At 71.4% G+C, this 24,104-nt stretch carries 22 protein-coding genes and 1 pseudogene; 10 read left to right on the top strand and 13 right to left on the bottom strand.

Annotation, left to right across the window (positions count from 1 at the left end):
* The first annotated feature begins 28 nt into the window (after positions 1 to 28).
* Positions 29 to 505 carry a hypothetical protein gene (locus tag DB32_RS03165; RefSeq protein ID WP_053230935.1) on the top strand — a complete coding sequence of 159 codons (477 nt, stop codon included), beginning with the start codon at positions 29 to 31 and terminating at the stop codon, positions 503 to 505.
* Here DB32_RS03165 and DB32_RS03160 read toward each other — a convergent pair whose 3' ends face one another.
* Positions 506 to 1,564: an NAD-dependent epimerase/dehydratase family protein gene (locus tag DB32_RS03160; protein WP_157068666.1), complete on the bottom strand. Its 1,059-nt coding sequence runs from the start codon at positions 1,562 to 1,564 to the stop codon at positions 506 to 508.
* A 93-nt stretch (positions 1,565 to 1,657) separates the two neighbouring features.
* On the opposite strand from DB32_RS03160, the gene DB32_RS03155 reads away from it, so the two are divergent.
* Positions 1,658 to 2,785, top strand: coding sequence for a MopE-related protein (locus DB32_RS03155; protein ID WP_157068665.1), 1,128 nt, complete (start codon positions 1,658 to 1,660; stop codon positions 2,783 to 2,785).
* Positions 2,786 to 3,060: 275 nt separating this feature from the next.
* Here DB32_RS03155 and DB32_RS03150 read toward each other — a convergent pair whose 3' ends face one another.
* Both DB32_RS03150 and DB32_RS50210 read right to left on the bottom strand, forming a co-directional pair.
* Positions 3,061 to 4,041 carry a serine/threonine-protein kinase gene (locus DB32_RS03150; RefSeq protein ID WP_053230932.1) on the bottom strand — a complete coding sequence of 327 codons (981 nt, stop codon included), beginning with the start codon at positions 4,039 to 4,041 and terminating at the stop codon, positions 3,061 to 3,063.
* 175 nt (positions 4,042 to 4,216) lie between these two features.
* Positions 4,217 to 4,654: pseudogene (locus DB32_RS50210) on the bottom strand (prolyl oligopeptidase family serine peptidase); the annotation flags it as partial.
* A 90-nt stretch (positions 4,655 to 4,744) separates the two neighbouring features.
* On the opposite strand from DB32_RS50210, the gene DB32_RS03140 reads away from it, so the two are divergent.
* Positions 4,745 to 5,707 carry a phosphotransferase gene (locus DB32_RS03140; RefSeq protein WP_053230930.1) on the top strand — a complete coding sequence of 321 codons (963 nt, stop codon included), beginning with the start codon at positions 4,745 to 4,747 and terminating at the stop codon, positions 5,705 to 5,707.
* 174 nt (positions 5,708 to 5,881) lie between these two features.
* Here the strand turns inward: DB32_RS03140 and DB32_RS03135 are convergent, their stop codons facing one another.
* The gene (locus DB32_RS03135) at positions 5,882 to 6,277 is read right to left on the bottom strand and encodes a hypothetical protein (RefSeq protein WP_053230929.1); all 396 of its coding nucleotides are present in this window, start codon (positions 6,275 to 6,277) and stop codon (positions 5,882 to 5,884) included.
* A 190-nt stretch (positions 6,278 to 6,467) separates the two neighbouring features.
* Positions 6,468 to 6,863, bottom strand: coding sequence for a PaaI family thioesterase (locus DB32_RS03130; protein WP_053230928.1), 396 nt, complete (start codon positions 6,861 to 6,863; stop codon positions 6,468 to 6,470).
* Positions 6,864 to 6,883: 20 nt separating this feature from the next.
* Here DB32_RS03130 and DB32_RS03125 point away from each other — a divergent pair, with 20 nt between their 5' ends.
* From DB32_RS03125 to pyp, 6 genes are all read left to right on the top strand, one after another.
* Positions 6,884 to 8,056 carry an NAD(P)/FAD-dependent oxidoreductase gene (locus DB32_RS03125; RefSeq protein ID WP_169791317.1) on the top strand — a complete coding sequence of 391 codons (1,173 nt, stop codon included), beginning with the start codon at positions 6,884 to 6,886 and terminating at the stop codon, positions 8,054 to 8,056.
* A 46-nt stretch (positions 8,057 to 8,102) separates the two neighbouring features.
* Positions 8,103 to 9,629, top strand: coding sequence for a hypothetical protein (locus tag DB32_RS03120; protein ID WP_053230927.1), 1,527 nt, complete (start codon positions 8,103 to 8,105; stop codon positions 9,627 to 9,629).
* Between the two features lie 9 nt (positions 9,630 to 9,638).
* The gene (locus DB32_RS03115; protein WP_053230926.1) at positions 9,639 to 10,019 is read left to right on the top strand and encodes a hypothetical protein; all 381 of its coding nucleotides are present in this window, start codon (positions 9,639 to 9,641) and stop codon (positions 10,017 to 10,019) included.
* Between the two features lie 99 nt (positions 10,020 to 10,118).
* Entirely contained in the window at positions 10,119 to 12,671 is a 2,553-nt protein-coding gene (locus DB32_RS03110) for a penicillin acylase family protein (RefSeq protein ID WP_157068664.1), read from the top strand.
* 213 nt (positions 12,672 to 12,884) lie between these two features.
* A complete protein-coding gene (locus DB32_RS03105; RefSeq protein ID WP_169791316.1) occupies positions 12,885 to 14,258 on the top strand; it encodes a fasciclin domain-containing protein in 1,374 nt (457 codons plus the stop codon).
* A gap of 39 nt (positions 14,259 to 14,297) precedes the next feature.
* On the top strand, positions 14,298 to 14,711 hold the full coding sequence (pyp, locus tag DB32_RS03100; RefSeq protein ID WP_053230923.1) for a photoactive yellow protein: 414 nt from the start codon (positions 14,298 to 14,300) through the stop codon (positions 14,709 to 14,711).
* A 14-nt stretch (positions 14,712 to 14,725) separates the two neighbouring features.
* Here the strand turns inward: pyp and DB32_RS03095 are convergent, their stop codons facing one another.
* From DB32_RS03095 to DB32_RS03080, 4 genes are all read right to left on the bottom strand, one after another.
* On the bottom strand, positions 14,726 to 15,694 hold the full coding sequence (locus DB32_RS03095; RefSeq protein ID WP_053230922.1) for a creatininase family protein: 969 nt from the start codon (positions 15,692 to 15,694) through the stop codon (positions 14,726 to 14,728).
* Positions 15,691 to 17,127: a pyridoxal phosphate-dependent decarboxylase family protein gene (locus DB32_RS03090; RefSeq protein ID WP_053230921.1), complete on the bottom strand. Its 1,437-nt coding sequence runs from the start codon at positions 17,125 to 17,127 to the stop codon at positions 15,691 to 15,693. Before DB32_RS03090 ends, DB32_RS03095 begins: the two co-directional genes overlap by 4 nt.
* A complete protein-coding gene (locus DB32_RS03085; protein WP_083457112.1) occupies positions 17,124 to 17,789 on the bottom strand; it encodes a TetR family transcriptional regulator in 666 nt (221 codons plus the stop codon). Before DB32_RS03085 ends, DB32_RS03090 begins: the two co-directional genes overlap by 4 nt.
* A 63-nt stretch (positions 17,790 to 17,852) precedes the next feature.
* The gene (locus DB32_RS03080) at positions 17,853 to 19,562 is read right to left on the bottom strand and encodes a metallophosphoesterase (protein ID WP_053230919.1); all 1,710 of its coding nucleotides are present in this window, start codon (positions 19,560 to 19,562) and stop codon (positions 17,853 to 17,855) included.
* Positions 19,563 to 19,640: 78 nt separating this feature from the next.
* Between DB32_RS03080 and DB32_RS03075 the strand changes: the two genes are divergently transcribed.
* Positions 19,641 to 20,105, top strand: coding sequence for a hypothetical protein (locus tag DB32_RS03075; RefSeq protein WP_157068663.1), 465 nt, complete (start codon positions 19,641 to 19,643; stop codon positions 20,103 to 20,105).
* Positions 20,106 to 20,594: 489 nt separating this feature from the next.
* On the opposite strand, the gene DB32_RS03070 is transcribed toward DB32_RS03075, so the two are convergent.
* The 4 genes from DB32_RS03070 to DB32_RS03055 form a co-directional block, all read right to left on the bottom strand.
* The gene (locus DB32_RS03070) at positions 20,595 to 22,409 is read right to left on the bottom strand and encodes a prenyltransferase/squalene oxidase repeat-containing protein (protein WP_053230917.1); all 1,815 of its coding nucleotides are present in this window, start codon (positions 22,407 to 22,409) and stop codon (positions 20,595 to 20,597) included.
* Positions 22,406 to 22,864, bottom strand: a complete 459-nt coding sequence (locus DB32_RS03065) for a hypothetical protein (protein ID WP_053230916.1) — start codon at positions 22,862 to 22,864, stop codon at positions 22,406 to 22,408. The genes DB32_RS03070 and DB32_RS03065 overlap by 4 nt, the downstream gene beginning before the upstream one ends.
* A 63-nt stretch (positions 22,865 to 22,927) precedes the next feature.
* Complete coding sequence (locus DB32_RS03060) at positions 22,928 to 23,719, bottom strand: hypothetical protein (protein WP_157068662.1); 792 nt, start codon at positions 23,717 to 23,719, stop codon at positions 22,928 to 22,930.
* Between the two features lie 10 nt (positions 23,720 to 23,729).
* A complete protein-coding gene (locus tag DB32_RS03055; RefSeq protein ID WP_205627017.1) occupies positions 23,730 to 24,032 on the bottom strand; it encodes a YheU family protein in 303 nt (100 codons plus the stop codon).
* Positions 24,033 to 24,104: the final 72 nt, after the last annotated feature.

Below are 24,104 nucleotides of genomic sequence, written 5' to 3'. Positions count from 1 at the left end.
GCGCGTCGCCGCGCCTACATCGCGGTCCGTGCGGACGATTGCCGAGCTGATCGAGGCCGACGAGAGCGTCGCGTTCGGAGCCTGTGGCCGCGTCGTGATCATGGTCTGGACCGGCGTCGCGACGCGTGAGCGTCTCGAGCGCTCGGCCGAGATCGTCGTCGCCCATGCCGCGCGCGGCGGCCCGATCGGGATCATCAGCGTCGTCGAGCACGGCGCGCCGATCCCGGCGCCGGAGAGCATCGAGATCGCGGTCGATCGCATCGTCGCCGCGGCGCCCGAGCTCGCCGGCTCCGCGTTCGTCATCGAAGGCGGTGGTGACTGGGCGATGGCCGTGCTCGACGTCGCCTCCACCGCGCATCGCCGCCACCACGACGTGCTGGTGCGCAAGTACTGCCACGACACGCGCGAAGCGAGCGCGTGGCTCACTGCACGCTGCGGCGGCGCGCCGACGCGCGCGGAGCTCGTCGACGCGATCGAGATCGTGCGCGCCGCGTTGGTCCGCTGATCACGCCTCGAGGCGCACGTCGCGCACCCACTCGATGGTCCGCCGCAGCCCTTCGCTCGGCGCGACGTGCGGCCGATAGCCCAGCTCGCGCTCCGCGCGCGCGCACGAGAAGAAGAAGTCCTCGCAGATCACGTGCACGTGGAAGCGATGGAACGGCACGTCCGCACCGGTCAGGCGATGCACACCCTCGAGCACGCGCGCCGCGAGCGCGGTGCGACGTCGACCGAGCCATCGCCGCGGCATGCGGATCCCCTTCACCTCCGCGTACGGTCGGAGGAACTCGAAGTAGTTCGGCGCGTTCCCCTCGCCGACGAAGTACGCGCGCCCACCGACCACGTCTCTCGTCGCGGGATCGTGCAGCTTCGCCGCCGCGAGCAGGTGCGCGTGCACCACGTTGTCGACGTACACCACGTCGAAGCGCGCGCGCCCGTCACCGAGCAGCACCGGCACCGAGCCCGACGCGAACGCGCGCAGCGTCGTGACGATCGCGTGGGGATCGTTCGGTCCGTACACGTGCACCGGTCGCACCGCGCACGTGCGTAGACCATCACGACGATCCGCCGCGAGCACGATGCGCTCGCCCTCGATCTTCGTGCGCACGTAATCGTGAAGCGGCACCTCGGGATAAGGCAGCGACTCGTCGCCGTGCGCGATCGGCGTGTCGCGGAGCACGACGTCCTCGGTGCTCGTGTACACGACGAAGGGCACACCGAGCTCGCGGCACACCTCGACGACGTTGCGCGCGCCGTCGACGTTCACCGCGTCGATCGTCGGGTTCTTCTTCAGCCCGACGTCGACCAGCGACGCGAGGTGGAACACCGTGTGCGCGCCACGCAGCACCTCGCGCAGCGCATCGCGCGATCGAACATCGGCGATCGACGACGTCACCTTCGTCGCGAGCGCGACGTCGCTCCGCCACGGCGCGACGTCGACGACGTGCACCGAGTCGAATCGTGGCCACGACTGCGGTCTGTCGACGCCCGGCTCACCCGCGAGCATCTCGACGAGGCGACGCCCCACGAATCCACTGCCCCCGATCACGACGGCGCTGCGGCTCATGCGCCGCTCGTACCACGACTCGCACGGGTCGTGCCGTGCTCGGTGCACGAGGGCCGCGTATGCTCGACGGACAACCCCGGTGAGGAGAGCCGCATGCGTCCATTCGTCGACCGCATCGCATCCGTCCTCGTCGCGCTCACGCTGATCCCTACGACCGCGTGCAGCATCCTCGTCGACCCCGACGAAACCAGGCTGGGTGAGCAGTCGGGCATCGACGCAGGAGCGCCACCAGACGCGCCCGGCGTGCAGTGCGACCTCGACTGCGACGACGGCATCGTGTGCACGGTGGATCGCTGTCTCGACGGCGCGTGCGTGCACCAGCGCGACGACGGCGCGTGCGGCGGTCCGGGCGACGCGTGCGTCGGCATCAGGACGTGTGATCCGCCGCGCTCGACGAACGAGAGCGGCTGTGTCTTCGGCGCGCCCCTCGTGTGCGACGACGGAGTGGCGTGCACCGACGACGAGTGCGATCCGGCGACCGGCGCGTGTCGCTTCGAGGCCGACCACGGCGCGTGTGACGACGGCATCGACTGCACGCTCGATCTCTGCGACCCGTCGCGCGGTGGCGACGGCTGCACGCACACCGCGGACGACACGATCTGCGACGACGGATTCTGCCGCAGCGGTGGCCGCTGCGATCCCGCACGCGGCTGCACCGGCGGCACCGCGCGCGACTGCAGCGACACCTCGCGATGCACCGACGATCGCTGCGACGAGGTCCTCGCCATGTGCGTGCGCACCGCGGTCGACGCGGACGGCGACGGCTTCACCGCGCAGCGTGTGCTCGGGGAGTCGTGCATCGACGGCACCGACTGCGATGACGCGCGCAGCGGGGTGCACCCCGGCGCGACCGAGGTCTGCAGCAACGCGATCGACGACGACTGCGACGGCGCGCCCGACGACGGCTGCTCCGCGTGCCGGCCGATGCCGAGCGTGTGCCCGACGGGCTGGACGTACTCGAACGACGGGCGCGACCACACGTGCTCGGTGTCGTTCACGCCTCCGTTCGGCGTTCGCGAGTACTGCCGCTACGCCGAGGAAGGCGTCCTCGGCTTCTACTGGATGCTCGCGGTGCCCTACAGCTGTCCGTCGGGGGCGCGGTACGCGCCGAACGCCGCGACCGGCTACTGCTTGTGGGAGCGTCTCACGCTCCCGGCGGCGTCGACGATCGACTGCAGCGCAGTGGGCTCGGGCCGCATGTCGTTCCGCTGGCCGTGCTGACGCGGTCTAGGCGCGCGAGCGCTGGGGTTGCAACGTTCCGCCAGACGTTGAGAAGGCGTCAACCACGGTCGGTCTGTGGCTTCGCGGCGGTGCCGCGCCACGACTGACGAAAACCTCAACCACGGTCGGTCCCGCACTGTCCATCAGCTCGGTCCGTACCGCGAAAACATTGAGGAAAACCTCAACCACGGTCGGTTCGGCATGCCCGCGCTTCGGGACAGCTGCCCACCAAGCCCCTCCCCATCCGGCAGCACCACCCCTCCCGCCGCCGACGCTCACTCGTCCCAATCGAGCGCGTCCACGCGCGCGCCGCCGACGTGCAGCGCCGCCGCCATCGCGCGCGCATCGACCCAGCGATCCGCCGGATCGGTCGCGAGCGCGCGGTCGATCGTGTCCACGAACGCCGGACCGATCTCGGGTCGCAGCGCGGCGAGCGACGGCGCATCGGTCTCGGTCACGCGCGTCATCAGCGTTCCGAGATCCTCTGCGTCGAACGGAGGCACGCCCACGGTCGCGGTGAACAACACCGCCGCCGCGGCCCACACGTCGGAGCGCGCGTCGAGCGGCATCCCCGCCCACTGCTCCGGGCTCATGTAGTGCGGCGTTCCGATCTTCACGCCGTCGTGCGTGCGATGCACCGGTGACGACGCACGCGCTTCGATGCTCTTCGCGACGCCGAAGTCGAGCAGCTTCACCCGCAGCGAGCCGAGCTCGTCACGCGCGAGGAACACGTTCTCCGGCTTGACGTCGCGATGGATGATCCCGCGCGCGTGCGCCGCGGCGAGCGTCGCTAGCAGCTGGTGCCCGATCTCGACCACCAGCGCGGCATCGAGCGGCCCGCGCTCGATCGCGGTCGCGAGATCTTCGCCCTCGAGGAGCTCGATCGCGATGTACCAGCGCCCGCCCTCGTCCTGCCCCGCGCCCATCACGCGCACCACGCCGGGGTGCGCGATCTCGCGCATGATCTCGGCCTCGTGCAGCAGGCGCGCGACGTGATCGCGATCGTGCGCGAGGCGATCGTGCAGCACCTTCACCGCCACCGCGTCGCCGGTGTGCTGATCGACACCGCCGAACACCGCCGCGTGCGCGCCCGATCCGAGCAACCGCTCCACGCGATAGCGCCCCGCCACGATCGCGCCGATGCGCTCCCCGCTCGGTGGCGCTTCGAGCGCGCCGGTGGGCACCGCGTCGACCATCGTGTCGCGCGACGGCGCCTGCCCCATCCACTCGTCGTCTCGCTTCCCCGACGCGGCCACGAGGCGGCGAGCATATCAGCGCATCCACCGCCCGAGGAGCTCGAGGATCACCGAGTACCACTGGCGCACGTTGCGCGGCTTCTGGATCCAGTGGCCCCCGTCGGGAAGACCAGCAGCTCGCTCGCGACGCCGTGTGCCTGGAGCGACTCGAAGAGCGCGAGCGCTCCCCGATCGGCGCGCGATAGTCCGTCTCGCCGTGCACGACGAGCGTCGGTGTTCGCCACCGACCGACCCCGGCGTGCGGCGAGTGACCATCGACGTCGCCCCGGCCAGGGGTCGCGCCCATCATCGCGCCGAACGTCGCCGGGTGATCGCAGGCGCCGTAGAACGCGCGCAGATCGAAGAGCCCCGCATGCGTCACCAGCGCGCGGAAGCGATCGGTGCGCCCCGCGATCCACGAGGTCATGGAGCCGCCGAACGAGCCGCCCATCGCCGCGATGCGCGACGCGTCCACGTCGTCGCGCGCGACGAGCGCATCGGTCACCCGCACGAGATCGTCGAAGCACCTCCCGCCCCAATCGCCCCACACCCCGGCGACGAACGCGTGCCCGTGTCCCGTCGATCGGCGCGGGTTCGGTAGCGCGACCGCATACCCCGCCGACGCCGCGACCAGCGGGTGCGACCGTCGCTCGAGAGATCCCAGTCGACCTCACGGTGCTCGCGATCCGCGCGCGGCGTGAGATCGACGCGCCTCGGGCCACGCATGATCGAGCCCGAGCGCGCCGCGCCGCAACTGCCGCACGTGCGCCGCACCCGCATGCTCGGCATGCTCGCGTGCGTGACCGCTCCCGCTGCGCCCTCGATCGACGTCGTGATGCGCGAGACCCGCGCGCTCGTGCGCGAGCTCGGCCTCGCCCAGGTCGAGCCCAACGTGATCGCCGATCGCAGCAACCTCGTGCTGCACCTCGCGCCGCACCCGCTCGTCGCGCGCGTCGCGATGGCGACTTCGATGGTGCGCGTCGGCATGCAGTGGCTGCGGCGCGAGGTCGAGATCTCGCGCTTCCTCGATGGGCGCGGCGCGTTCGTCACGCGCCCGAGCACGACGATCGATCCTGGCCCGTTCGATCGTGCGGGACTCGTGATCAGCGTGTGGGATCTCGAGACGATCGATGCGCGCGCCGTCGATCCGCGTCGCGCGGGAGCACGGCTCGCCGGGGCGCATCGTCTTCTCGCGAGCAGCGACGCACCGGCGCTGCCCGAGTGGGGCGGCTGGGCCGAAGCGCGCGCGGTGCTCGAGCGCGCTCGCACGAGCGGTGCGTGGAGCGCATCCGAAGCTCATCGCGTCGCGTCGGCGTGGGAGCGCGCCGAGCGCATCGTCGAGTCGGCGCGCGCGCGCACCGCGTCGTTCCAGCCGGTGCACGGCGACGCGCACGTCGGGAACGTGCTCGCGACGTCGCGCGGTCCGGTCTGGACCGACTGGGAGGACGCGTTCGTCGGCCCGGTCGAGTGGGATCTCGCGTGCCTTCGCTCGAAGGCCGAGCTGTTCGGCGAGGAGCGCGAGACGATCGACGCGATCACCGCGGCGTACGACGCGCCCTACGACGCCGAGCTCGCGCGCGAGCTCGGCCTGGTGCGCAACCTCCAGGTGATCCCGTGGCTCGCGGTGTTCGCGGAGCGCGATCCCTCGCTGCTGCCGCGCATGCGCGCGCGCATCGAGGCGCTCTGACCCGACGATCACTTGCGTCGATCCTCGACGCTGTGGTCTTCGGGTTTCGACGGGAGGGAGGCTCGGCGGCTTTGCCCGACGCGGGACCGCGCCGCACGCCCTCCGGAAAGAACGGCGAGCCAAGTGCCCGAGTCGAGGCTCACCTCGACTGGGCGCTCGGTTGGCGCCGTCGCATCAGGCGGGCACGACCTTCGGCGAGATCGCGAGCGCCCAGCCGCGCGCCTCGGGCCCGGCCGGGATCAGCACTCGCAGCAGGTAGTACACGGGCAGCGCGACCGGCGCGCCGAACAGGAACGTGATCGCGAAGAGCGCGCGACCCAGCGGATCGAGCCCTTCGTCCTCGACCAACAGCGCGCCATAGATGAGCAGCACGATGAACTGCGTGATCACGTGGCTCGCGAGCAGCACCAGGCCGGCCTCGCTCGACGCGCCCGCGACGACGAACGTCGCGATCGCGAGCGTGAGCAGGAGACCGGGCGTGAGCGCGAGCACCGCGAGCAGGCCGCGATCGTTCCGGCGATCGAACTGAGGACGAGCAGCGGTGGAGAGCTGGAGTCGTGAGTTCGGCATGGCGTGCTCCTCTGCAACGACCATGCGTCTCGCGATCGCCGTCGACCTGCTTCGGTCACGTGGCAATTCCCCGAGAATTGCCGCCGTGGGGACGCGTGACCTCGGGCGCTTCTCGCAGAGCCGGCGCCGCTCTCGCGCCACCGAGAGCGCCGTGCGTGCCTCTCGCCGGTGTCGGTCTCGCCGCGAGCGCTCAGACCGGCTTCGCCGCCGCGAGGGTCACCAGCGCGGTCGCGATCGCGTCGCCCTTCGTGCTCGTGACCTCGACCTCGCACACGACGACGCGCTTGCCGCCGCTGCGCCGGCGCGCCTCGGCGACGAGCACGTCCCCGACCTGCGCGGGCGCGAGGTAGCTCGTCGCGAGCGACACCGTCACGACGCCCTGGCCGTCGATCGACGGCTGCAGCGCGATGGCGGCGCCCGCCGCGGTGTCGATCAGCGACGCGATCACCCCGCCGTGCGCGATGCCGCGCGTGTTCGCGTGCTCGTCGCGGATCGGCAGCTCGATACGGCACGCACCGTCGCTGCGCGACACGATGCGCAGGCCCAGCCACGACGCGAAGCGCGAGCTCGCGAGCAGATCGTCCATCGCGGCCGAGTATGCTCCGCGTGCGACGAGCGCACGACGATCACGCGTCGCGCGTCTCCCAGCGGGAGCTCCGAGTGCGCTTCGATGCGATCGTGATCGGTGCCGGCGTCGTCGGGCTCGCGTGCGCGGAGCGCCTCGCGCGTGATGGGCGTCGCGTGCTGGTGATCGAGCGCCATCCGACGTTCGGTCGCGAGACCAGCTCGCGCAATTCCCAGGTCGTCCACGCGGGCCTCTACTACCCCCGCGGATCGCTCAAGGCGCGGCTCTGTGTCGCGGGACGACACGCGCTCGTCGCGTGGTGCACGCAGCACGGCATCGCGCTGCGCGCCATCGGCAAGCTCGTCGTCGCGGTGGACGACGACGAGCTCGCGTCGCTCCACGCGCTGCGCGATCGCGCGCTCGAGAACGGCGTCGACGACGTGGTGATCCTCGATGGCGACGAGATGCGTCGCCGCGAGCCCGACGTGATCGCGAACGCGGCGCTGTGGTCGCCCTCGAGCGGCATCGTCGACGCGCACGGCGTGATGGCGTCGCTCCTCGCGGTCGCGCGCGGGCACCGCGCGCTCGACGTCGCGTTCCGACACGAGGTCGTGCACGCCGATCGCGTCGCCGACGGATACGTGCTCCGCGTGCGCGACGACTCCCATCGCGAGACCGACGTGCGCGCGACCGTCGTGGTGAACGCCGCGGGCCTCGAAGCGGACACGATCGCGGCGCGCGTCGGCATCGACGTGGACGACGCGCGCTACCGGCAGCGCTGGGTGAAGGGAAGCTACTGCGCGCTCCGGCGCGGCGCGCTGCGCGTGCGCTCGCTCGTGTACCCGATGCCTCCTGCGAGCCTCGTCGGCCTCGGCGTGCACCTGACGCTCGAGCTCGACGGCACGCTGCGGCTCGGCCCGGACGTCGAGCCGCTGTCCGCGCGAATCGCCGATCACACGGTGCGCGACGAGCTCGCGCCTCGCTTCCACGCCGCGGCCTCGCGCTTCGTGCGCGGCCTCGCGCGCGACGACGTGACGCCCGATCGCGCCGGCATCCGCCCGAAGCTGATCGCGCGCGACGGCGAGGTGCGCGACTTCGTCATCGCGGAGGAGTCCTCGCGCGGGCTCGCCGGCTGGGTCGATCTGATCGGCATCGAGTCACCGGGGCTCACCGCCTCGCTCGCGATCGCCGGCGAGGTCGCGCGCATCGTGTGATGGACGCCGCTTGCGCGCCCGCGCTGCTCCGACGCACATCTCGCGCATGAACGTGCGCTCGCTCTTCGTGATCTCGATGCTCGCCCTCTCGCTCGTCGCGTGCGGTGACGACGACGACGGAACCGGCACGCCGGACGCCGGCGCCATGGACGCGGGCTCGAGCGATGCGGGCACCGACGCGAACGTCGGCGACGACGCGGGCACGGACGGCGATCTGATGCGCGACTTCTGCGAGCCGCTCGCCGACCTCGTGTGCACGCGCGCCGCTGCGAGCGAGTGCGGCTGCGGCGCGGCGCTGCCCGGCGGCGAGGTCGACGTCGAGGGATGCACCGCTCGCTTCGCCGCGCAGTGCGCGACGTCGTGGGCGCCGCTCGCGACGGGCGATGCGCGCGTCGACGCGGACGCCGCCGCGGAGTGCGTCGCGCTGATCGGATCGAGCACCACGGGCTGTCAGCTCCCGCCCGCGACGGGCATCGTGATCGCGCACTGCACGCCGTTCGTGTACGGGCCCGCCGCGATCGACGCCGCGTGCACGAGCCCGCTCTGCGCCGAGGGCGCTGGGCTCTGTGCCGGAGGAACGTGCCGTGCGCGCGGCGGCGCCGGCGCGACGTGCTCGCCCGAGCAGCCGTTCCAGTGCGCCGTCGGTCTCGTGTGCCGCGGCGGCGAGTGCGTGACCCCGCCGACCAGCGGTCAGCCGTGCGAGGAGAACGGTCAGTGCGCGCTCGGCCTGCGCTGCGTCGAGGGCATGTGCCTCATGCTCGGCGCCGCTGCGTCGGCGTGCGACGCGACGAGCGAGTGCGGCGAGGCGCTCCTCTGCAGCGAGGGCGGCACCTGCATCGCGCGCGATCACGAGACGTGCTCTCCCGAAGACGCGTGCGGCAACCTGCAGACCTGTCGCGCGCCGCGCGCCTGCGCGCCGCGTGGCGTCGCCGGCGCGACGTGCACCGAGTCGCGTGACTGCGCGCCCGCGCTGTTCTGCTCGGACGAGAGCCGCACCTGCGTCGCGCGTCCGACCGAGGGTCAGCCCTGCGCGCCCGGCAACGTCTGCGCGCTCGGCCTCGGCTGCGACATGGACGGCGGTGGAACGTGCCGTCCGCTCCCGACTGCGGGCCAGCCCTGCGCGTACCGCGACGGCGACACGCCGTTCGTGTGCGCAGGTGATCTCGCGTGCGTCGACAACGAGTGCGCCGCCGCGCCCGGCGAGGGCGAGCCGTGCGCGTTCGGCAACGTCTGCGCGACCGGCCTCGCGTGCGACTTCACGCGCGAGGGCAGCTTCTGCATCGTGCCGCGCGTCGGCGGCGGCGAGTGCATGAGCGATCGCAGCTGCGCCGACGCGTTCCACTGCGGCCCCGAGAACACGTGCGTCGCGGACCTGCCGAGCGGCTCGACGTGCCGCGCCGGCAACGAGTGCGCGGGCGTGTGCGTGCCGAGCGCGAGCGGCGGCTTCGTGTGCGCGGATCGACCCGACGAGGGCGAGACGTGTCTCTTCGACGAGGACTGCGGCGACGCGCTCGTCTGCGATCCGGTGGCGAGCGCGGCGCGCTGCGGCGGAGAGATCTGCGCGGTGCTCTAGACTCGTGCGATGCACGATCGCATCGCGGAGCTGGAGCGGGAGATCGAGTCGCTGCGGGCGCGTCTCGACGCGCTCGCGGAGCAGGGCGCGCCCGGACGCACGTCACTGCGCATCCACCGGCGCTGTCCCGTCTGTGATCACCGCTCGGTGCTGCGCATCGAGCGCATCGCGGACCGCTCGCAGGGCGCGATCGAGGCGCTCGCGCCGCTGATCCAACCGGGCTTCCTCGAGCAGAAGGCGCTCGGTCAGTTCGTCGTCTACGTGTGCCGGCAGTGCGGGCTCGCGGAGTGGTACGTGGCGCGCATCGAGGAGATCCCGCTCGACCATCCCTCGGTGCGCGTCGCCGAAGGCCCGCCCAAGCCGCCCGAGGGATCCGGCCCGTTCCGCTGATCCACGAGCGCTTCGTGCGGCAGCTCCGATTGGCCACTTCGACCACCAGGCGATCTCGTACGCTGACCGTCGGTCACTTGCGTGCCCGTGGAGGTCCTGGTGGAACGCCATTCGATCGCTCGGTTCGCTCTGGCGCTCGCGCTGCTCGGCGGCTGCGGTGACGACACGCGCGTCGCGCCGCCCACCGAAGCGCAGTGCGACGCCGATCCGCTGCTCCCCGGATGCACGCCCGACGAGCGGCCGACGTTCGCGGGGCTCGACGACGAGGTCGCGATCCTGCGCGACGACATGGGCGTCGCGCACGTCTACGCGCAGAGCGATCGCGATGCGTTCTACGCGTCGGGCTACATGCAGGCGTTCGATCGCCTGCTGCAGATGGACCTCAACCGCCGGCGCGCGCTCGGTCGTCGCGCCGAGGTGCTCGGTGAGTCGTACGTCGACGAGGACGAGCTCTCGCGGCTCTTCGATCTGCCGCGCTGGGCGCGCACCAACGAGGCCGCGCTCTTCCGCGACGACCCGGAGCGCTGGGCGCTGGTGCAGGCGTGGACCGAGGGCGTGAACGCGCGCATCCGCGAGGTGCTCGCGGATCGATCGCAGCTGCCGCCCGAGTTCGAAGAGCTCGGCTACGAGCCCGAGGAGTGGACGCCCGTCGATGCGTTCGCGTTCGGCAAGCTCGTGCTCTTCGGGAACGCGAACCAGCTCGAGTCGAGCATCCTCAGCGCGATCCTCGACGAGTACCTGCCGGAGCTCGACGGGCGGCTCGGTCTGCTCCTGCCGATCCGCGATGCGTACGTGATGCCGCCCGACGAGCGCCCTGCGACCGCGCGCGCGATCGTGCGTCCGAGCGCGCCGCGCACGCCGCGCGCGCTGCCGCCCGACGCGCTCGAGCGCATCGCGCGCTTCCAGTCGACGATGGCCGACTTCCGCAGCGGCGGGAGCAACAACTGGGCGCTCGACGGTCGCCACACCGCGAACGGACGGCCGCTGATCGCGGGCGACCCGCACCAGCCGCTGCAGTCGCCCTCGCTCTTCTGGCTGCACCACATGAACAGCGCGGACGCCGGCGGCGCGCTCGACGTGGTGGGCTTCAACTTCGTGGGCTCACCCGGGGTGCAGCTCGGTCACAACCGACACGTCGCGTGGACCGCGACGACGACGTACCCGGACAACATGGACGTGTGGGACGTCGCGATCGGCCCGGGCGGCGGCGTGATGATCGGCGACGAGGAGGTCGCGATCGTCACGCGCACCGAGACCATCGCGGTCGCGGGCGCGAACACGGTCGAGTACGTCGTGGAGGACGTGCCGGGCCACGGCGTGCTGCTGCCGAGCGGCCTCTCGCCGCTGCCGCTCGGGCGCCCGGGGCGTCGTCTCCTCGTCAACTGGACGGGCCTGCGAGTGACCCACGAATTCGAAGGATTCTTCGGGTTCGGCACCGCGCGCGACACCGACGAGTTCGCCGCGGCGGTCGAGGGTGTGGAGCTCGGCTACTTCAACTTCGTCTTCGCCGACGCGAACGGCATCCGGTACCACTCGCAGCCGCTCGTGCCCGACCGCGGTGTGATCGGCGCGCGACGCCCGTGGGCGCTCTCCGACGGCGACGACGCGTCGACGTTCTGGCGCGATCGTTGGCTCGATCGCGCGCGAATGCCGAGCAGCACCGGCGGCGCGCGCGGCTGGATCACCTCCGCGAACAACGATCCCTTCGGGTTCGTCGCGGACGGTCGCGTCGACACCGATCCCTGGTACTTCGGCGTGCTCTACGATCCCGGCCTGCGCGCGGCGCGCATCGAGCAGGAGCTCGAGCGGCTGATCGCGCGCGGCGACGTGACGGTCGAGGACATGCAGGTCCTGCAGGACGACACGCACTCGATCATCGCGGACGATCTCGTGCCGGTGCTCGAAGAGGTCTGGGCGACGGTCGAGACCGACGACGCGCTCGCGGAGTGGCGCGGTCGCGACGACCTCGACGCGCTCGTCGTGTCGCTCGCCGCGTGGGATCGCCGCATGGAGCGCACCTCGAGCGAAGCGGTGGTGCTCAACGCGTTCTCGTACTTCCTCGCGCAGCGCGTGCTCGCCGACGACATGACGATCGTGTTCGACGCGGTGATGAGCGAGTCGAGCGCGTTCATCTTCAAGTGGCTGTCGAACGTGCTGCGCGGGCGCGCGCCCGACAGCGAGAGCTTCTTCGCCGGCGAGGCGCGAAGCGTGTCGGTGGTGCGCGCGCTCGACGAGACCGCGGCGTGGCTCGCCGAGCGGTTCCCCGGAGGCTCGTACACCTGGGGCGACGTGCACGGCACGCGCTTCCCGTCGCTCTACGGCGAGCGGCTCGATGGTGGCTGGGTCGCGACCGACGGCGCCGAGGGCACGGTGAACGTGTCGGTCACCGACTTCTTCGGCGACGGCGACGCGCCGCGCGAGCGCCTCGAGGCGAGCAGCGGATCGATCTACCGGCTCGTCGCGACCTTCGGTGACGACGGCACGCCGGAGGCGTTCGTGAACGTGCCGCGCGGTGTCAGCGGTGACCCCGAGAGCGCGCACTGGAGCGACCTGCACACGGACTGGATCGAGAACGTGTACCGGCCGCTGCGGTTCCGGCGCAGCGACATCGAGGCCGGCGAGCACGAGCGCATGACGCTCTCGCCGCAGTAGCGCCCGCGCAAAAAGCACGGCGGCGTCGACGGCGCCAGACCGATGACGCGCGCAGCCGCTCGAGCGGCTGTACGCGTACGGCGGTGCCACGTCAGTTTCCGTATCGATCGCCGACTGTCCAGATTTTATCTGGACACAGTCTTGACCCGCATCGGCGTCGATCCAATGCCCCGTGCACGCGGGGCGGACGACGCCCGGCGGGAGGAAACGAACATGACGCTTCTGCTTTCGAAGCGAGCGCCGAGGGCCGCGCTGCTGGCCCTCGTGCTCGGAGGGCTCTGGGCGTGCGGTGACGACGACGGCGGCGGAGACTCCGACGCGGGCCGAGCCGACGCGGGCACCGACGCGGGCAGCGGCGACACGATCGCGGACATCGCAGCAGCGAGCGACGACTTCGACGTGCTCGTCGCCGCGGCGTCGCGCGCCGGGCTCGTCGATACGCTCTCGGGCACTGCGGAGTTCACCGTGTTCGCGCCGACCGACGCAGCGTTCGTCGCGCTCCTCGACGTCGCGGACGAGGCGGCAGCGATCGCGGCGGTCGAGGCGCTCGGCCCCGAGACGCTCGCGGGCATCCTCACCTATCACGCGCTGAGCGGCACGGTGACGTCGAGCGAGCTGGAGGACGGTCCCGCGACGACGGTGTCGACGTTGCCGGTGTTCGTCGGCACCGGCGCGACGGTCACGATCAACGGCGGCAACGGCGTCGACGGCGGAGCGAACGTGACGACCGCGGACATCGCTGCGAGCAACGGAGTCATCCACGTGATCGATCGCGTGCTGGTCCCGCCGACCGTCGCGGACGTCGCGCGATACGCGGGCCTCACCACGCTCGCGGGCGCGCTCGCGTCGCAGGAGCTCGTCGACGATCTCGAGGCGGCCGGTCCGTTCACGGTGTTCGCGCCCACGAACGCGGCGTTCAGCGCGCTCGGCGCGCTGCCCTCCGGCGGCGCGCTCACCACGGTGTTGCTCCATCACGTCGTGTCGGGGAGCGTCGCGTCGAGCGCGATCCCCGCGCGCGCGTCGTCGCTCGCCGAGAGCTCGTACGGTGACCCGCTCACGCTGCTCTTCGACGACGGCGACGGTGTCGTGATCAACGGCGCGGCCGAGGTGGTCATCGCGGACCTGCGTGCGACGAACGGCGTCGTCCACGTCGTCGACGCGGTGATCACGCCGATGAACGTCGTGCAAGCCGCGAGCGCGGCGGGGCTCACGGGATTGCTCGGCGCGGTCGAGGCAGCGGCCGATCTGCCGGGCGGCACCAGCGTCGCCGACGCGCTGGCGGCCGACGCGCCGTACACGGTGTTCGCGCCGACGAACGATGCGTTCGCCGCGCTGAGCCCCACGCCTGACGCCGACACCCTGCGCGACGTGCTCCTCTATCACGTGCTGAGCACGGACAGCTTCGACTCGCCCGTGCTCTCGACGGAGCTGCCCACCACCGCGACCGGCCTGGAGACGCTGAACGGCGCGGACATCCCGTTCGTGCCGGGTCCTCCTGCGACGGTCGACGGCGCGGAGATCGTGATCGCCGACATCGTCGTGACCAACGGCGTGGTCCACGTGATCGACACCGTGATGCTGCCCTGAAGGAACGAGCCCGAGCGCTCGTCGAGCGGAGGGACGACGATGGAGTTCACGAGACTGAGCTTCGACCAGGACGACGTCGCGAACGTGCTCGCGAAGCTCCCGCCGTCGCAGCTCGACGAGCTGCCGTTCGGCGCGATCGAGCTCGACGCGAACGGGCGCATCCTGCAGTACAACGCGACCGAGTCGAAGCTCAGTGGGCGTGCCGTCGAGAGCGTGATCGGGCGGCTCTTCTTCGACGAGGTCGCGCCGTGCACGCGTCGCCCCGAGTTCTACGGGCGCTTCCTCGAGCTCGTGAAGGGCGGCCCCAGCGCGGTCTTCGACTACGTGTTCGACTACAAGATGAGACCGCGGCAGGTCCGCGTGCACATGAAGCGCGCGTTGCTCGGAAAGACGTACTGGATCCTCGTGCGATGGAACGACGGTGCCGGTCGTTCCGTCGCGGGCGGCGTGTGAAGCGCGCGCGCGAGTCAGACCGGTGACTCGCGCGTGCGCACGACGCGATCGAACACGCGGCCGAACGTGTCGTTCATCAGCAGGTGACGGAGCGGCCAGAGCGGAGAGTGGCAGTCCGCCGGGCCGATGCGTCCGGTCCAGAGCTCGGAGAGCGCGGCTGCCGCTTCGGTCGCGAGCACGTCGAGGTACTGCGCGCCGAGCTCCGCGCTCGCCCTCGCGGGCGCGCCCGCGTACGTCTCGCGCTCGTAGTACTGCTGCTTGAGCGGCAGGCTGCGCAGCAGCTCGACGAACGTCGCCTTCTCGCCCTTCTGCATCGGAGGCAGACCGCGCTCGACGAGGTCGAGCTCGATCGAGCGCGGCGGCAGCGAGCGATACGCGGGGTCGACGTGCTGTCCGACGAGGTGCAGCAGGAGCGACGTCTCCACGAGCCCGCCGTGCGAGTCGCCCTTCAGCTCCTCGCGCGTGATGCCGCCGATGCCACCGAGCAGCGTCGCGAGATCCGAGCTGCCTCCCGTCAATCGTTTGACCAGCAACGAAAAGACGGAAACCATCCCGACGCCGGTGCGACGGTGCGCGTCGTGAGCGCCCTTCTCGAGCGCGAGGATGTGGCGCGGACCGCCGTGGAAGCTGCCGACCCAGACGTGGCGGAAGCCCTGTCGCCCGAGGCTCTCGCCGATCTCCGCGAGCACCTGCGCGACGGTCTCGGGGCGGAACTTGATCGAGCCGACGTGCGGCAACACGTCCGCCGCCATCCACACCCAGGGCAGGCGCACGAACGTCATCTCGGGGTGCTTCGCGTGGAGCAGCTCGGCGGTGCGCGCGACGAGCCCCTCGGCCTCGCGCAGATCGGCTTGCACGGGAAGATGCGGACCGTGCACCTCGAGCGGCGAGCACGACAGGATCACGACGGTGCGCGCGCGATCGAGCGCGGCGATGTCGGGGCCGCGCAGGTCGGCCCACTCGCGGATCAGCGGCGTCGTCATGCGAAGAGCTGGTTCACGTAGTGGATGAGGATCGCCTTGGTGAGCGGGCGCGGGAGCGCCTGGAGGATGGTGTTGATCGACGCGCTCTCCTCGGGGACTCCGACCGAGGTGCCAGCGGCCGCGAGCAGCTGCGCGAACGTCGCCTCGTCGAGCGTCGCGGGATCGATCGAGGCCGCGGCCTGTGCGATGCCCGCGACCATCGCGCCGTCGCCGTTCGGCAGCGCGCGCGCTTCGTCGACACACGCACGCAGATCGACGAGGAACGCGTCGACGTGCGGCACGTTCGCGTGGGTGATCGAGAGGTGCAGGTTCTCGCGATGCCCCGCGAACCCGAGCTGCGGCTGCACGTACCAGCCGCGCTTCTTCATGAGGTCGGCGATCACGAAGATCGGCACCTCGTCGCTCGTGAACGCGATCAGCGTCATGTCGGGCTCGGCCATCACGCGCAGCCCGGGGATCGCGTCGATGCCCTCGGCGTAGCGGCGCGTCGCGTCGCGCATCTCCTTCGCGATGCGCAGATAGCCGTCGTCGCCCATGCGCATCATCGTCGCCCACGCGCCGGCGAGCGGGCCGCCGCTCTTGCTGCTCTGGATCGTCGCGTTGACGATCGTGTAGCCCGTCCACTCGCTGCACGCGTAGAGCTGGTGCTTGCGCAGCGAGCGATCGCGATAGAGCACGACGCTCGCGCCCTTCGGGCAGTAGCCGTACTTGTGCAGGTCCATCGAGAGGCTCGACACACCCGGCACCCGGAAGTCGAAGCGCGGGACGGTGTCACCGAGCCGCTCGAGGTACGGCAGCAGGAGCCCGCCCATGCATCCGTCGACGTGCATCCAGAGGTCGTGCTCGACCGCGAGCGCGGCGAGCGCCTCGATCGGATCGATCACGCCGTGCGCGTACGACGGAGCGGAGCCGACGAGCATGATCGTGCGATCGGTGATCGCGGCGCGCGCGGCGGAGACGTCGGCGCGGAACGTCGTGGGATCGACCTGGAACGCGACGATCTCGACGTCGAGGTAGTGCGCGGCCTTGTGGAACGCAGCGTGCGCGGTGACGGGCACGAGCATCTGCGGTCGCGTGAGCTCGGGGCGCAGCACGCGCGCGCGATCACGCGCCGCTTTGACCGCGAGCATGATCGACTCGGTGCCGCCGCTCGTGAAGTTGCCGACGACGCGCTCGTCGCCGTGCACGTGGGTCGCGCACATGCGCACGACCTCGTTCTCGAGGCGCAGGAGGCTCGGGAACGACGTGGGGTCGAGGCCGTTCTCCGAGAGGAACATCAGGTACGCGCGCTTGCCGAGATCGAGCGCGTCGTGCTTCGCGTCGAACACGTAGCCGAACGCGCGCCCCTCGCGCCATGGCACGTCGCGCTCGCGGTAGTTCTCGAGCGCCTCGATGATCTCGCCGCTGCTGCGGCCGGTCGACGGAATCTTCACTGCTCTCCCCCTCCTCCGAAGCCCTGCTCGAGCTCGGCGAACGTCTCGCGACCGAGCCGCACGAGGTCCGTGCTCGCACCGCCCTCGAGCCACTCGCGAAGGCTCGCGCGCACCGCGCCGATCACCGCGGATGCACGCACTCGGGCGCGACGCTTGCCGCGCGAGGTGTCGCGCTCGCCGCGCGCGAACGCCTGCTCGAGCTGCTCCTCGAACGCACGATCGAGCTGGAGCTCGCGCCCGATCAGCGCGGGCTCGGACTGCACGAGGCGGTGCTGCGCGAGCATGCGATCGCGCTCGTCCTGGTAGCGGCGCGCGAGCGCGAGGCAGGCGCGACGCACGGTCTCGAACGGCGTCTCGTGCTCGCGCGCGACGAGCGCGTCGGCGAGCAGCACGAGGCGATCGTCGCGCTCGGGGAAGACCAGCGCTTCCTTGGTCGCGAAGTAGCGGAACGCGGTGCGCCGCGAGAGCCCCGCGGCCTGCGCGACGTCGTCCATCGTGGTCGCGGCGTAGCCACGCTCGGCGAACAGCGCGTACGCGGCGGAGACGAGCGCCGCGCGACGCTCGGAGCGGTTCTTCTCGCGCTGGGGCTCGTCGACGGGCGGGTCCTCGGTCACGCCGAGGATCTGACGAAAGTGGCACTGAGTGTCAAGATATTCTGACACTCAGTGCCAGAATATCTCGGCCGCCTCGTGGCTGATTATGAGCTCGACGCCACCGCGGGGCCACTACTCGGCGAGCGTCGTGAGGCTCTCGATGCGCGAGGGCGCCGTGGCGCGCGCGGCGGTGACCGCGGCCTGCGCGCTCGCGGGGACTGCGCGGACGAGCTGCACGTTGCCGTCCTCCGCGTCGCGGCTGACGTCGTCGACCCACGCGGCGACCCACTCCATCTGCGTGAGCGCGCGGAAGCGACGCTCCATGCAGTCGTCGGTGTCGTAGTCGACGATCGTCGCGAAGATCGAGAGCGTGCCGTCCGCGTTGTCGACGAGCTCGATCATGCGCGCCTGCGACGGATAGTCGGCGATCGCGCTCGTCATGATCTCCCAGTAGCCGGGGTGCGCGGCGTCGGGACCGGGCACGGCGCGCACGCGGTTGTCGTGGGTGTGCCCGACGAGCCACGCGATGACCTCGGCGCGCGACGCGACGAGCGCTTCGATCTCCTCGGGCGTGAGCGCGTCCTCGACCTCGTCGCCGCCGACCTCGCCGACGACGCGATCGATCGACGTGGTCGAGTGATGCGACGCGAGCATCACGAGCACGCCGTCCGCGACGGCGCGATCGAGCTCGGGGATGAGCCAGCCATCGACGGTCGGGCGGCGGATCATGCCCTTCGAGCCGCCGGTGAGATCGCTGGTGTCGATCGAGAGGATGCGCAGCAGGCCGGGGATCGCGTCGTACGTCCAGTTCGCGCCGAGCGACGTGTCGACCTCGCCCGTCGCGGGATAGCCGTGGCCCGCGGGGCCGTGCGGGCCGCTCGAGGTCGCGGCGCGCAGCATCTCGACGATGTCGTCGCGATCGACGATCGCGCGATCGGGATCGGCGGGGATCGGACCGGACGTGACCGGCGCGTACCACTGGCGGTAGTCGCGCGTGCCGCTCGGCGCGTCGACGCCGAGCGCGGTCTCGCGCAGGCGATCGTTGGGCGCGGAGACGCCGACGACCTCGACGTCGTGGTTGCCGGGCACGAAGAGCCAGGGCGCGGGGAACGGCGTGGGGTCGAAGGGGTCCTTCGGGTCGTTGGCCTCGCCGGGGACGGGATCGTCGTCGTCGCCCGAGTCGGTGTGGAGGCCGGGCGTGCCGTTCATCAGATCGATGACCCACTGGATCTCGTTCTGCTGCGCGCTGTCGGCGCAGTCGCCGGTGACGATGGCGAAGTCGTAGGGGCGCTCTTCGCGCTCGACGCGCGCGAGGGTGCGGCTCATCGCCGAGACGGCGCGCGGGAGATAGGCCTCTTGCGCGCGGAGGCCGCCGGGGATCGAGGCGTTGTCGATGCGCGCGAGGCGCGTCGGGGACTCGTCGTCGACGAGCTGGAAGTCGGAGAGGTGCGCGAACCATGCGAGCGAGCGGCGCTCGGTGGTCGCAGTGGTGTTGGCGCCGAGATCGGTGCGCGTGAGGTGCGGCTGGCCGGGGCCGACGTCGACGAGGTGGTAGTCGAGGTCGCGGTACATCGTCTCGCCGACCTCTTGCGCGGGGTTGCGCGGACCGGAGCGCGCTTGGCGATCGACGTGCGGGACGAGCGTGCTGACGAGCGTGCTCGCGACGTGGGGGAGCGGCGTCTCGGGCGCGGGGTCGGTGTCCTCGCAGCGCGGGAGGCGCAGGCCCATGTGTGGGTCGAACGCGTCTTCGGGGATGCTCGCGTCGAGCGGCGCGGAGTCGTCGTCGCCGCCGCAGGCGGTCAGCGCGAGGAGGAGCGAAGCGAAGAGAGCGAGTCGGCGCATCGCGCGCGATGGTACGTCGAGGTGACGGCGGTGCGACAGTATCGTGACGCGGGAGTCAGTGAATTCTTGGAGGTGGGCGTGAGGAGGATCGTGATCGCGGTGGCGCTCGGGATCGTGCTCGGGTGGGCGCGGGCGGATGCGCAGGGCGGTGGTGAGCAGACGGTGCTCGGGCCGGGGCTCTACGTGTTTCAGACGCGCACGCGGACGGCGAGCTGTGGGGACGACGAGCGGACGGGGTACGTGACGTCGTTCGTCGCGCCGATCGATGGCGTGCCGGGAAGTCGTTCGATGCGCATGCGGACGCCGGACTCGCCGTACTGGTCGACGTGGACGATTACGGTGGGCAGCGATGACGCGATCAGCGGGGAGGCGTTCCTGACGGGATCGTCGGGGCCGAATCGGCCGGTGTCGCGGTTCACGGTGCGGCGGGATCGGGATCGGTTCACCGGGCAGGGCGTGCGGAGCTACGAGGCGAACGTGGGTGGTGCGACGCGGCGCTGCGAGGTGACCTACGACGCGCTGTTGCGACGGATCGACGTGTGAGGTGGGCCTGCCGGGGACTCGGGGGATGGCGCCGTTCGGGGGCGCTGGGACCGACCGGGGTTGAGTTTCAGCGTCTGCGAGCGGGGACGAGGACGACCCGGTTCGGGGGCGCCGGGAACCGACCGTGGTTGAGGTTCAGGCGTCTGCGACCGGGGACGAGGACGACCCGGTTCGGGGACGCCGGGAACCGACCGTGGTTGAGGTTCGAGCGTCTGCGACCGGCGACTAGGAGGACCCGGTTCGGGGGCCCCGGGAACCGACCGTGGTTGAGGTTCGAGCGTCTGCGAGCGGGGACACGGAGGACCGCGTCCAGGCGCGCTCGGCGCCGACCGTGGTTGAGGTCTGGAGGTCGCCGGCTCCGCGACGAGACGTCGCTATTCGGGAGCACTGGGCAGCACCCGCGGTGCTCGACAAACAACCGTGGTTGAGGTTTTCCCCAACAATTCCGCGGCCCAGAACCGCCCGTGCTGGAGCCCTCCCCCGGTCCAATCACTCCCGCTCCCGCTCCTCCCGCAGCACCTCCGCCCACCGAATCCAAGCGCTCCCCGCGTGCTGCACGAAGTCGTTGCGCGACGTCAGGTCCACCTGCGACCCCGGCATCCCGCCCAGCGCCCGCTCCGGCCGCGCGAACAGATGCGTCGGCCCCGGCGCCCACCGCCACCGCAGCAGCTGCCCCAGCCCGCGCTCCACCACCGCCCTCGCGCGCGACGTGTCCCGCCCGTGGTGACGCAGCAGCAAGTACGTGTTGATGAACGCCTCGGTCCGCGACCCCACCGGCGTCAGCCGCGGCAACAAGAGCGGTCCGACGCCATACCCGCCCTCGACGTTCCACGGCGTCTCGCCCTCGCGATACTGCAGGTGCTCGTTCCACTCGAGCCAACGCCGACAGAAGTCGATCGCCTCGTCGCTGTCCGCGCGCCCGCGCGCCTCACCCGCCGCGATGCACGTCCAGTGCTCTTCGCCGTAGTAGTAGCGGCTCCCGAGGAAGCTCCACCCCGCGCCCGTCAGGTGCGCCATCAAGCGCCGCGCAGCCTCGAGATCGCGCTCGTCGCCGAGCACCTCGTGCGCGCGCAGCAGCGCGAACGCCGCCTCGCCGCTGTAGTACATGTGCTGCACGTCGATCGGGCGCTGCGCCTCGAGGTCGTACTCGTGCATCAGCTCGCCGTCGTCGCGCTGCTGCGCGCGCAAGAACGCGGTCAGCCCCTCGAGCAGCCGCTGCGTGACCGGGTGCGGCTCCTTCGCGTGGATCTCCGATGCGGCGATCACCGTGAGCGCCGCCGAGCCCACCTCCACGCGCCCGTGCGACTCGATGCACGGATTGCCTCCGCAGCGCCGCATCGCGTACCGCTCGATCCACGACAGCGCGCGCAGCGCGCCCTCACGCGCCTCCGGCATGCCGTGCAGTCGGTCCACCTGCGCCACGAAGTACGCAGTCCCGGCGTGCCGCGGAAGGTTGTACGCCTCGCGCCGGGGCCGGTCCGTCGTCGCGTCGTAGACGTACGTCCACGCGCCGTCGTAGCGCTGGTGTCGCAGCAGGAACTGCGCGCCCTCGACCGACGCACGACGCAACGTCTCCTCGTCGACCAGCTCACGCGACGAGCGAGGATCCGGATACGTCGACTCCGCGATCGTGTGCGATCGGAAGCGACGCACCTCACCGCGCGCCTGCACCTCGTCGCCATCGCTCTCGAGCTCGGCCGCGAGCTGCTCGATCAGCGCGTGCATCGGCGCGCCGAACGAGAGCTCCGCGAGCGGCGTGCGCACACCGAGGTCGTACGAACGCTGCGCGCGCAGCTGCTCCGGCGTGAGGTACGCAACGCGCTCGCCCAGCCGAGCGACCAGCCCTTCGCGCAGCGGCACCAGCCCGAGCTCGCGCACCGCGGGGATCGCCGGGAGGATCGGCCCCTCGCCGAGCACGCACTCGATCGTGAAGCGCACGCGATCGTCGTCCGCGCTCGTCCATCCATCGAGGCGCGTCACGCGATCATCCGTCGCGAAGAGCTCCCCCGCGCGCGTGATCGCGCGCTCGAGCGACACGTTCTCCTCGACGTGCCGCGTCACCGGCACCGCGCGATGCCACGCGGTCACGATCACGTCCCCGCGCCACGCGCCCGCGCTCGCCGGCGCCTCTCCGATCGGCGCGCCGAGCCTTCGCGCATCGAGCGACGCGAGCGCCCACCGCGCTGCGTCGTCGTCCGGCCGCGAGCGCTCGTCGATGCGCGTGCGCAGCGCACCGATCACCCCCGCGAGCAGCGCGACGACCAGCGCCGCGAGCACGCCCTGCACGAAACGTCGCTGCGTCATCGCGCGCGCGGAAGGAGGAAGTAGACCTGCGCCGCCGGGAAGACGACGAGGTACGGCACCAGCAGCACCAACGCGACGAGGAGCAGCACCGCGCCGCCCTGCCCCACCGGCCCGTAGAGCCCGTACAAGCTCCCGATCGTGTAGGCGAGCGCCGCGATCACGACGATGCCGATCGCGAGCGTCACGCCCGCGACGATCTTCGCGACGCGCTCCGCGAGCGCGTGCCCGCGCAAGAGCAGCACACCGCTCACCACGAACCCCGCGCCGATCGCCGTCGCGCCGACGTCCACCGGCCACCACCGCACCGGCAGGAACGCCCACACGCCGAGCACGAACAAGACGCCGAGAACGAGATCGATCACGCCCATCGCGGTGCGTCGCGCAGGTGGGCTCGTCGTCATCGTCGCAGGCGCGACCTCGCGCTCCGCGTCCTTCTTCTTCGCGCGCTGGCTCATCTCGCGCGCGACGGTAGTCCGCGCAGCAGAGCGGATCCAGCTCCGTCGCGTCCGAGCGCCGACTCAGAAGGGCGGTCCGAGCCGCCCTTCCGCGTCCACGTGCGGCATGACGTCGACGACGGTCACGTCCAGCACCACGTCGCCCTCGCGCACCCGGAATTGCGCGTGGTACGCACCAGGAGGCGCAGCGGCACGCAGCGCGCGCAACCGCGTGGCATCGTCGGGATCGTCGACCCGCACCTCGCCGCGGTCCGCTTCGCCGAGCGCGTCCATCCACGACGTCGTGCCCGTCCAGGGCTCGACGTCGCCGCTCTGATCCGTCGCGCGCGACACCTCGGCGATGACCGGCCCGTCCATCGGCACGGCTCGATCGACGAGTCGATCGAGCCACTCGCGCGCGCTCGAGAGCATCGGCGCGAGCGCATCGGAAGGACGGTTGCACGACGCGAAGCAGCTCGTGCCGAGCTCGTCGCGCCAGATCGACTCGGTCGGCGCGTCAGCGCCGACCTGATCGCTCGCCTCTTCGCCGTCGACGCTCGTCCACGGTCCGGTCATCAGCTCGTCGTTGATCGCGTCGAGCTCCTCGGCGGTGAGCACGCCCGTGCGCACCTCACCGAGGTTCCCCGACGTGAACGACGCGACGAAGAACCGGCAGCTGCCGTCGACGATCAAGTACCGCTGGCCGTAGCGCTGCGCGCCGCGCGGGACGAACACGGCACCTGCGATCTGATATCCGAACGCCACCTCGCCCGCGCGTGCATCGTCGCAGACGAGCGGCTCGTGGGACGCCGCCTCCGCGGCGCAACCGAGGCTCGCCGCGAGCGCTGGGAGCACGGCCAATCGCATCATTCGCATGCGACCGATTCTATCTCCGTCCGCGCAGATCTCGCGCGCGCACCAGGTTCACGCTCTGCGCCTTCGCGTCGAAGAGCACCACCACCTCGCCGCGCTCGAGCTGCTGCTTCACCTGCGCGACCTTCGTCTCGAGGTCCACGTCGCGCTCGCCGTACTCGGTGCCCTCGCGCGTGACGAATTCCTCGATCACCCCGCGGAGCGCCGCCGGGCTCAGACGCTCCCAGGGCACCTCGACCTCCGGGGGCAGGTCGTCGTCACCGCCGCCCGACAGGTCCTCGTCGCGCTCCACCCTCGTATCGCCGTCGTCGCTCACGGCGGAGTTGCTGAATCGCGACTGCGGCCGCGGCAAGTGGAACGATCGACTGGGGTTTTTCTCAACCGCGAC

Source organism: Sandaracinus amylolyticus (assembly GCF_000737325.1).
Classification (GTDB): domain Bacteria; phylum Myxococcota_A; class Polyangia; order Polyangiales; family Sandaracinaceae; genus Sandaracinus; species Sandaracinus amylolyticus.
The sequence above is the reverse complement of the archived record's forward strand: the minus strand, read 5'-3'. Positions and strand labels throughout refer to the sequence as shown.

Excerpts from the sequence above, each read along its gene's own strand:
- DB32_RS03160 (WP_157068666.1), bottom strand. The coding sequence starts at position 1,564 with ATGAGCCGCAGCGCCGTCGTGATCGGGGGCAGTGGATTCGTGGGGCGT.
- DB32_RS03155 (WP_157068665.1), top strand. The coding sequence starts at position 1,658 with ATGCGTCCATTCGTCGACCGCATCGCATCCGTCCTCGTCGCGCTCACG.
- DB32_RS03140 (WP_053230930.1), top strand. The coding sequence starts at position 4,745 with ATGATCGAGCCCGAGCGCGCCGCGCCGCAACTGCCGCACGTGCGCCGC.
- DB32_RS03135 (WP_053230929.1), bottom strand. The coding sequence starts at position 6,277 with ATGCCGAACTCACGACTCCAGCTCTCCACCGCTGCTCGTCCTCAGTTC.
- DB32_RS03130 (WP_053230928.1), bottom strand. The coding sequence starts at position 6,863 with ATGGACGATCTGCTCGCGAGCTCGCGCTTCGCGTCGTGGCTGGGCCTG.
- DB32_RS03120 (WP_053230927.1), top strand. The coding sequence starts at position 8,103 with ATGAACGTGCGCTCGCTCTTCGTGATCTCGATGCTCGCCCTCTCGCTC.
- DB32_RS03115 (WP_053230926.1), top strand. The coding sequence starts at position 9,639 with ATGCACGATCGCATCGCGGAGCTGGAGCGGGAGATCGAGTCGCTGCGG.
- DB32_RS03105 (WP_169791316.1), top strand. The coding sequence starts at position 12,885 with ATGACGCTTCTGCTTTCGAAGCGAGCGCCGAGGGCCGCGCTGCTGGCC.
- pyp (WP_053230923.1), top strand. The coding sequence starts at position 14,298 with ATGGAGTTCACGAGACTGAGCTTCGACCAGGACGACGTCGCGAACGTG.
- DB32_RS03095 (WP_053230922.1), bottom strand. The coding sequence starts at position 15,694 with ATGACGACGCCGCTGATCCGCGAGTGGGCCGACCTGCGCGGCCCCGAC.
- DB32_RS03080 (WP_053230919.1), bottom strand. The coding sequence starts at position 19,562 with ATGCGCCGACTCGCTCTCTTCGCTTCGCTCCTCCTCGCGCTGACCGCC.
- DB32_RS03070 (WP_053230917.1), bottom strand. The coding sequence starts at position 22,409 with ATGACGCAGCGACGTTTCGTGCAGGGCGTGCTCGCGGCGCTGGTCGTC.
- DB32_RS03065 (WP_053230916.1), bottom strand. The coding sequence starts at position 22,864 with ATGAGCCAGCGCGCGAAGAAGAAGGACGCGGAGCGCGAGGTCGCGCCT.
- DB32_RS03060 (WP_157068662.1), bottom strand. The coding sequence starts at position 23,719 with ATGCGAATGATGCGATTGGCCGTGCTCCCAGCGCTCGCGGCGAGCCTC.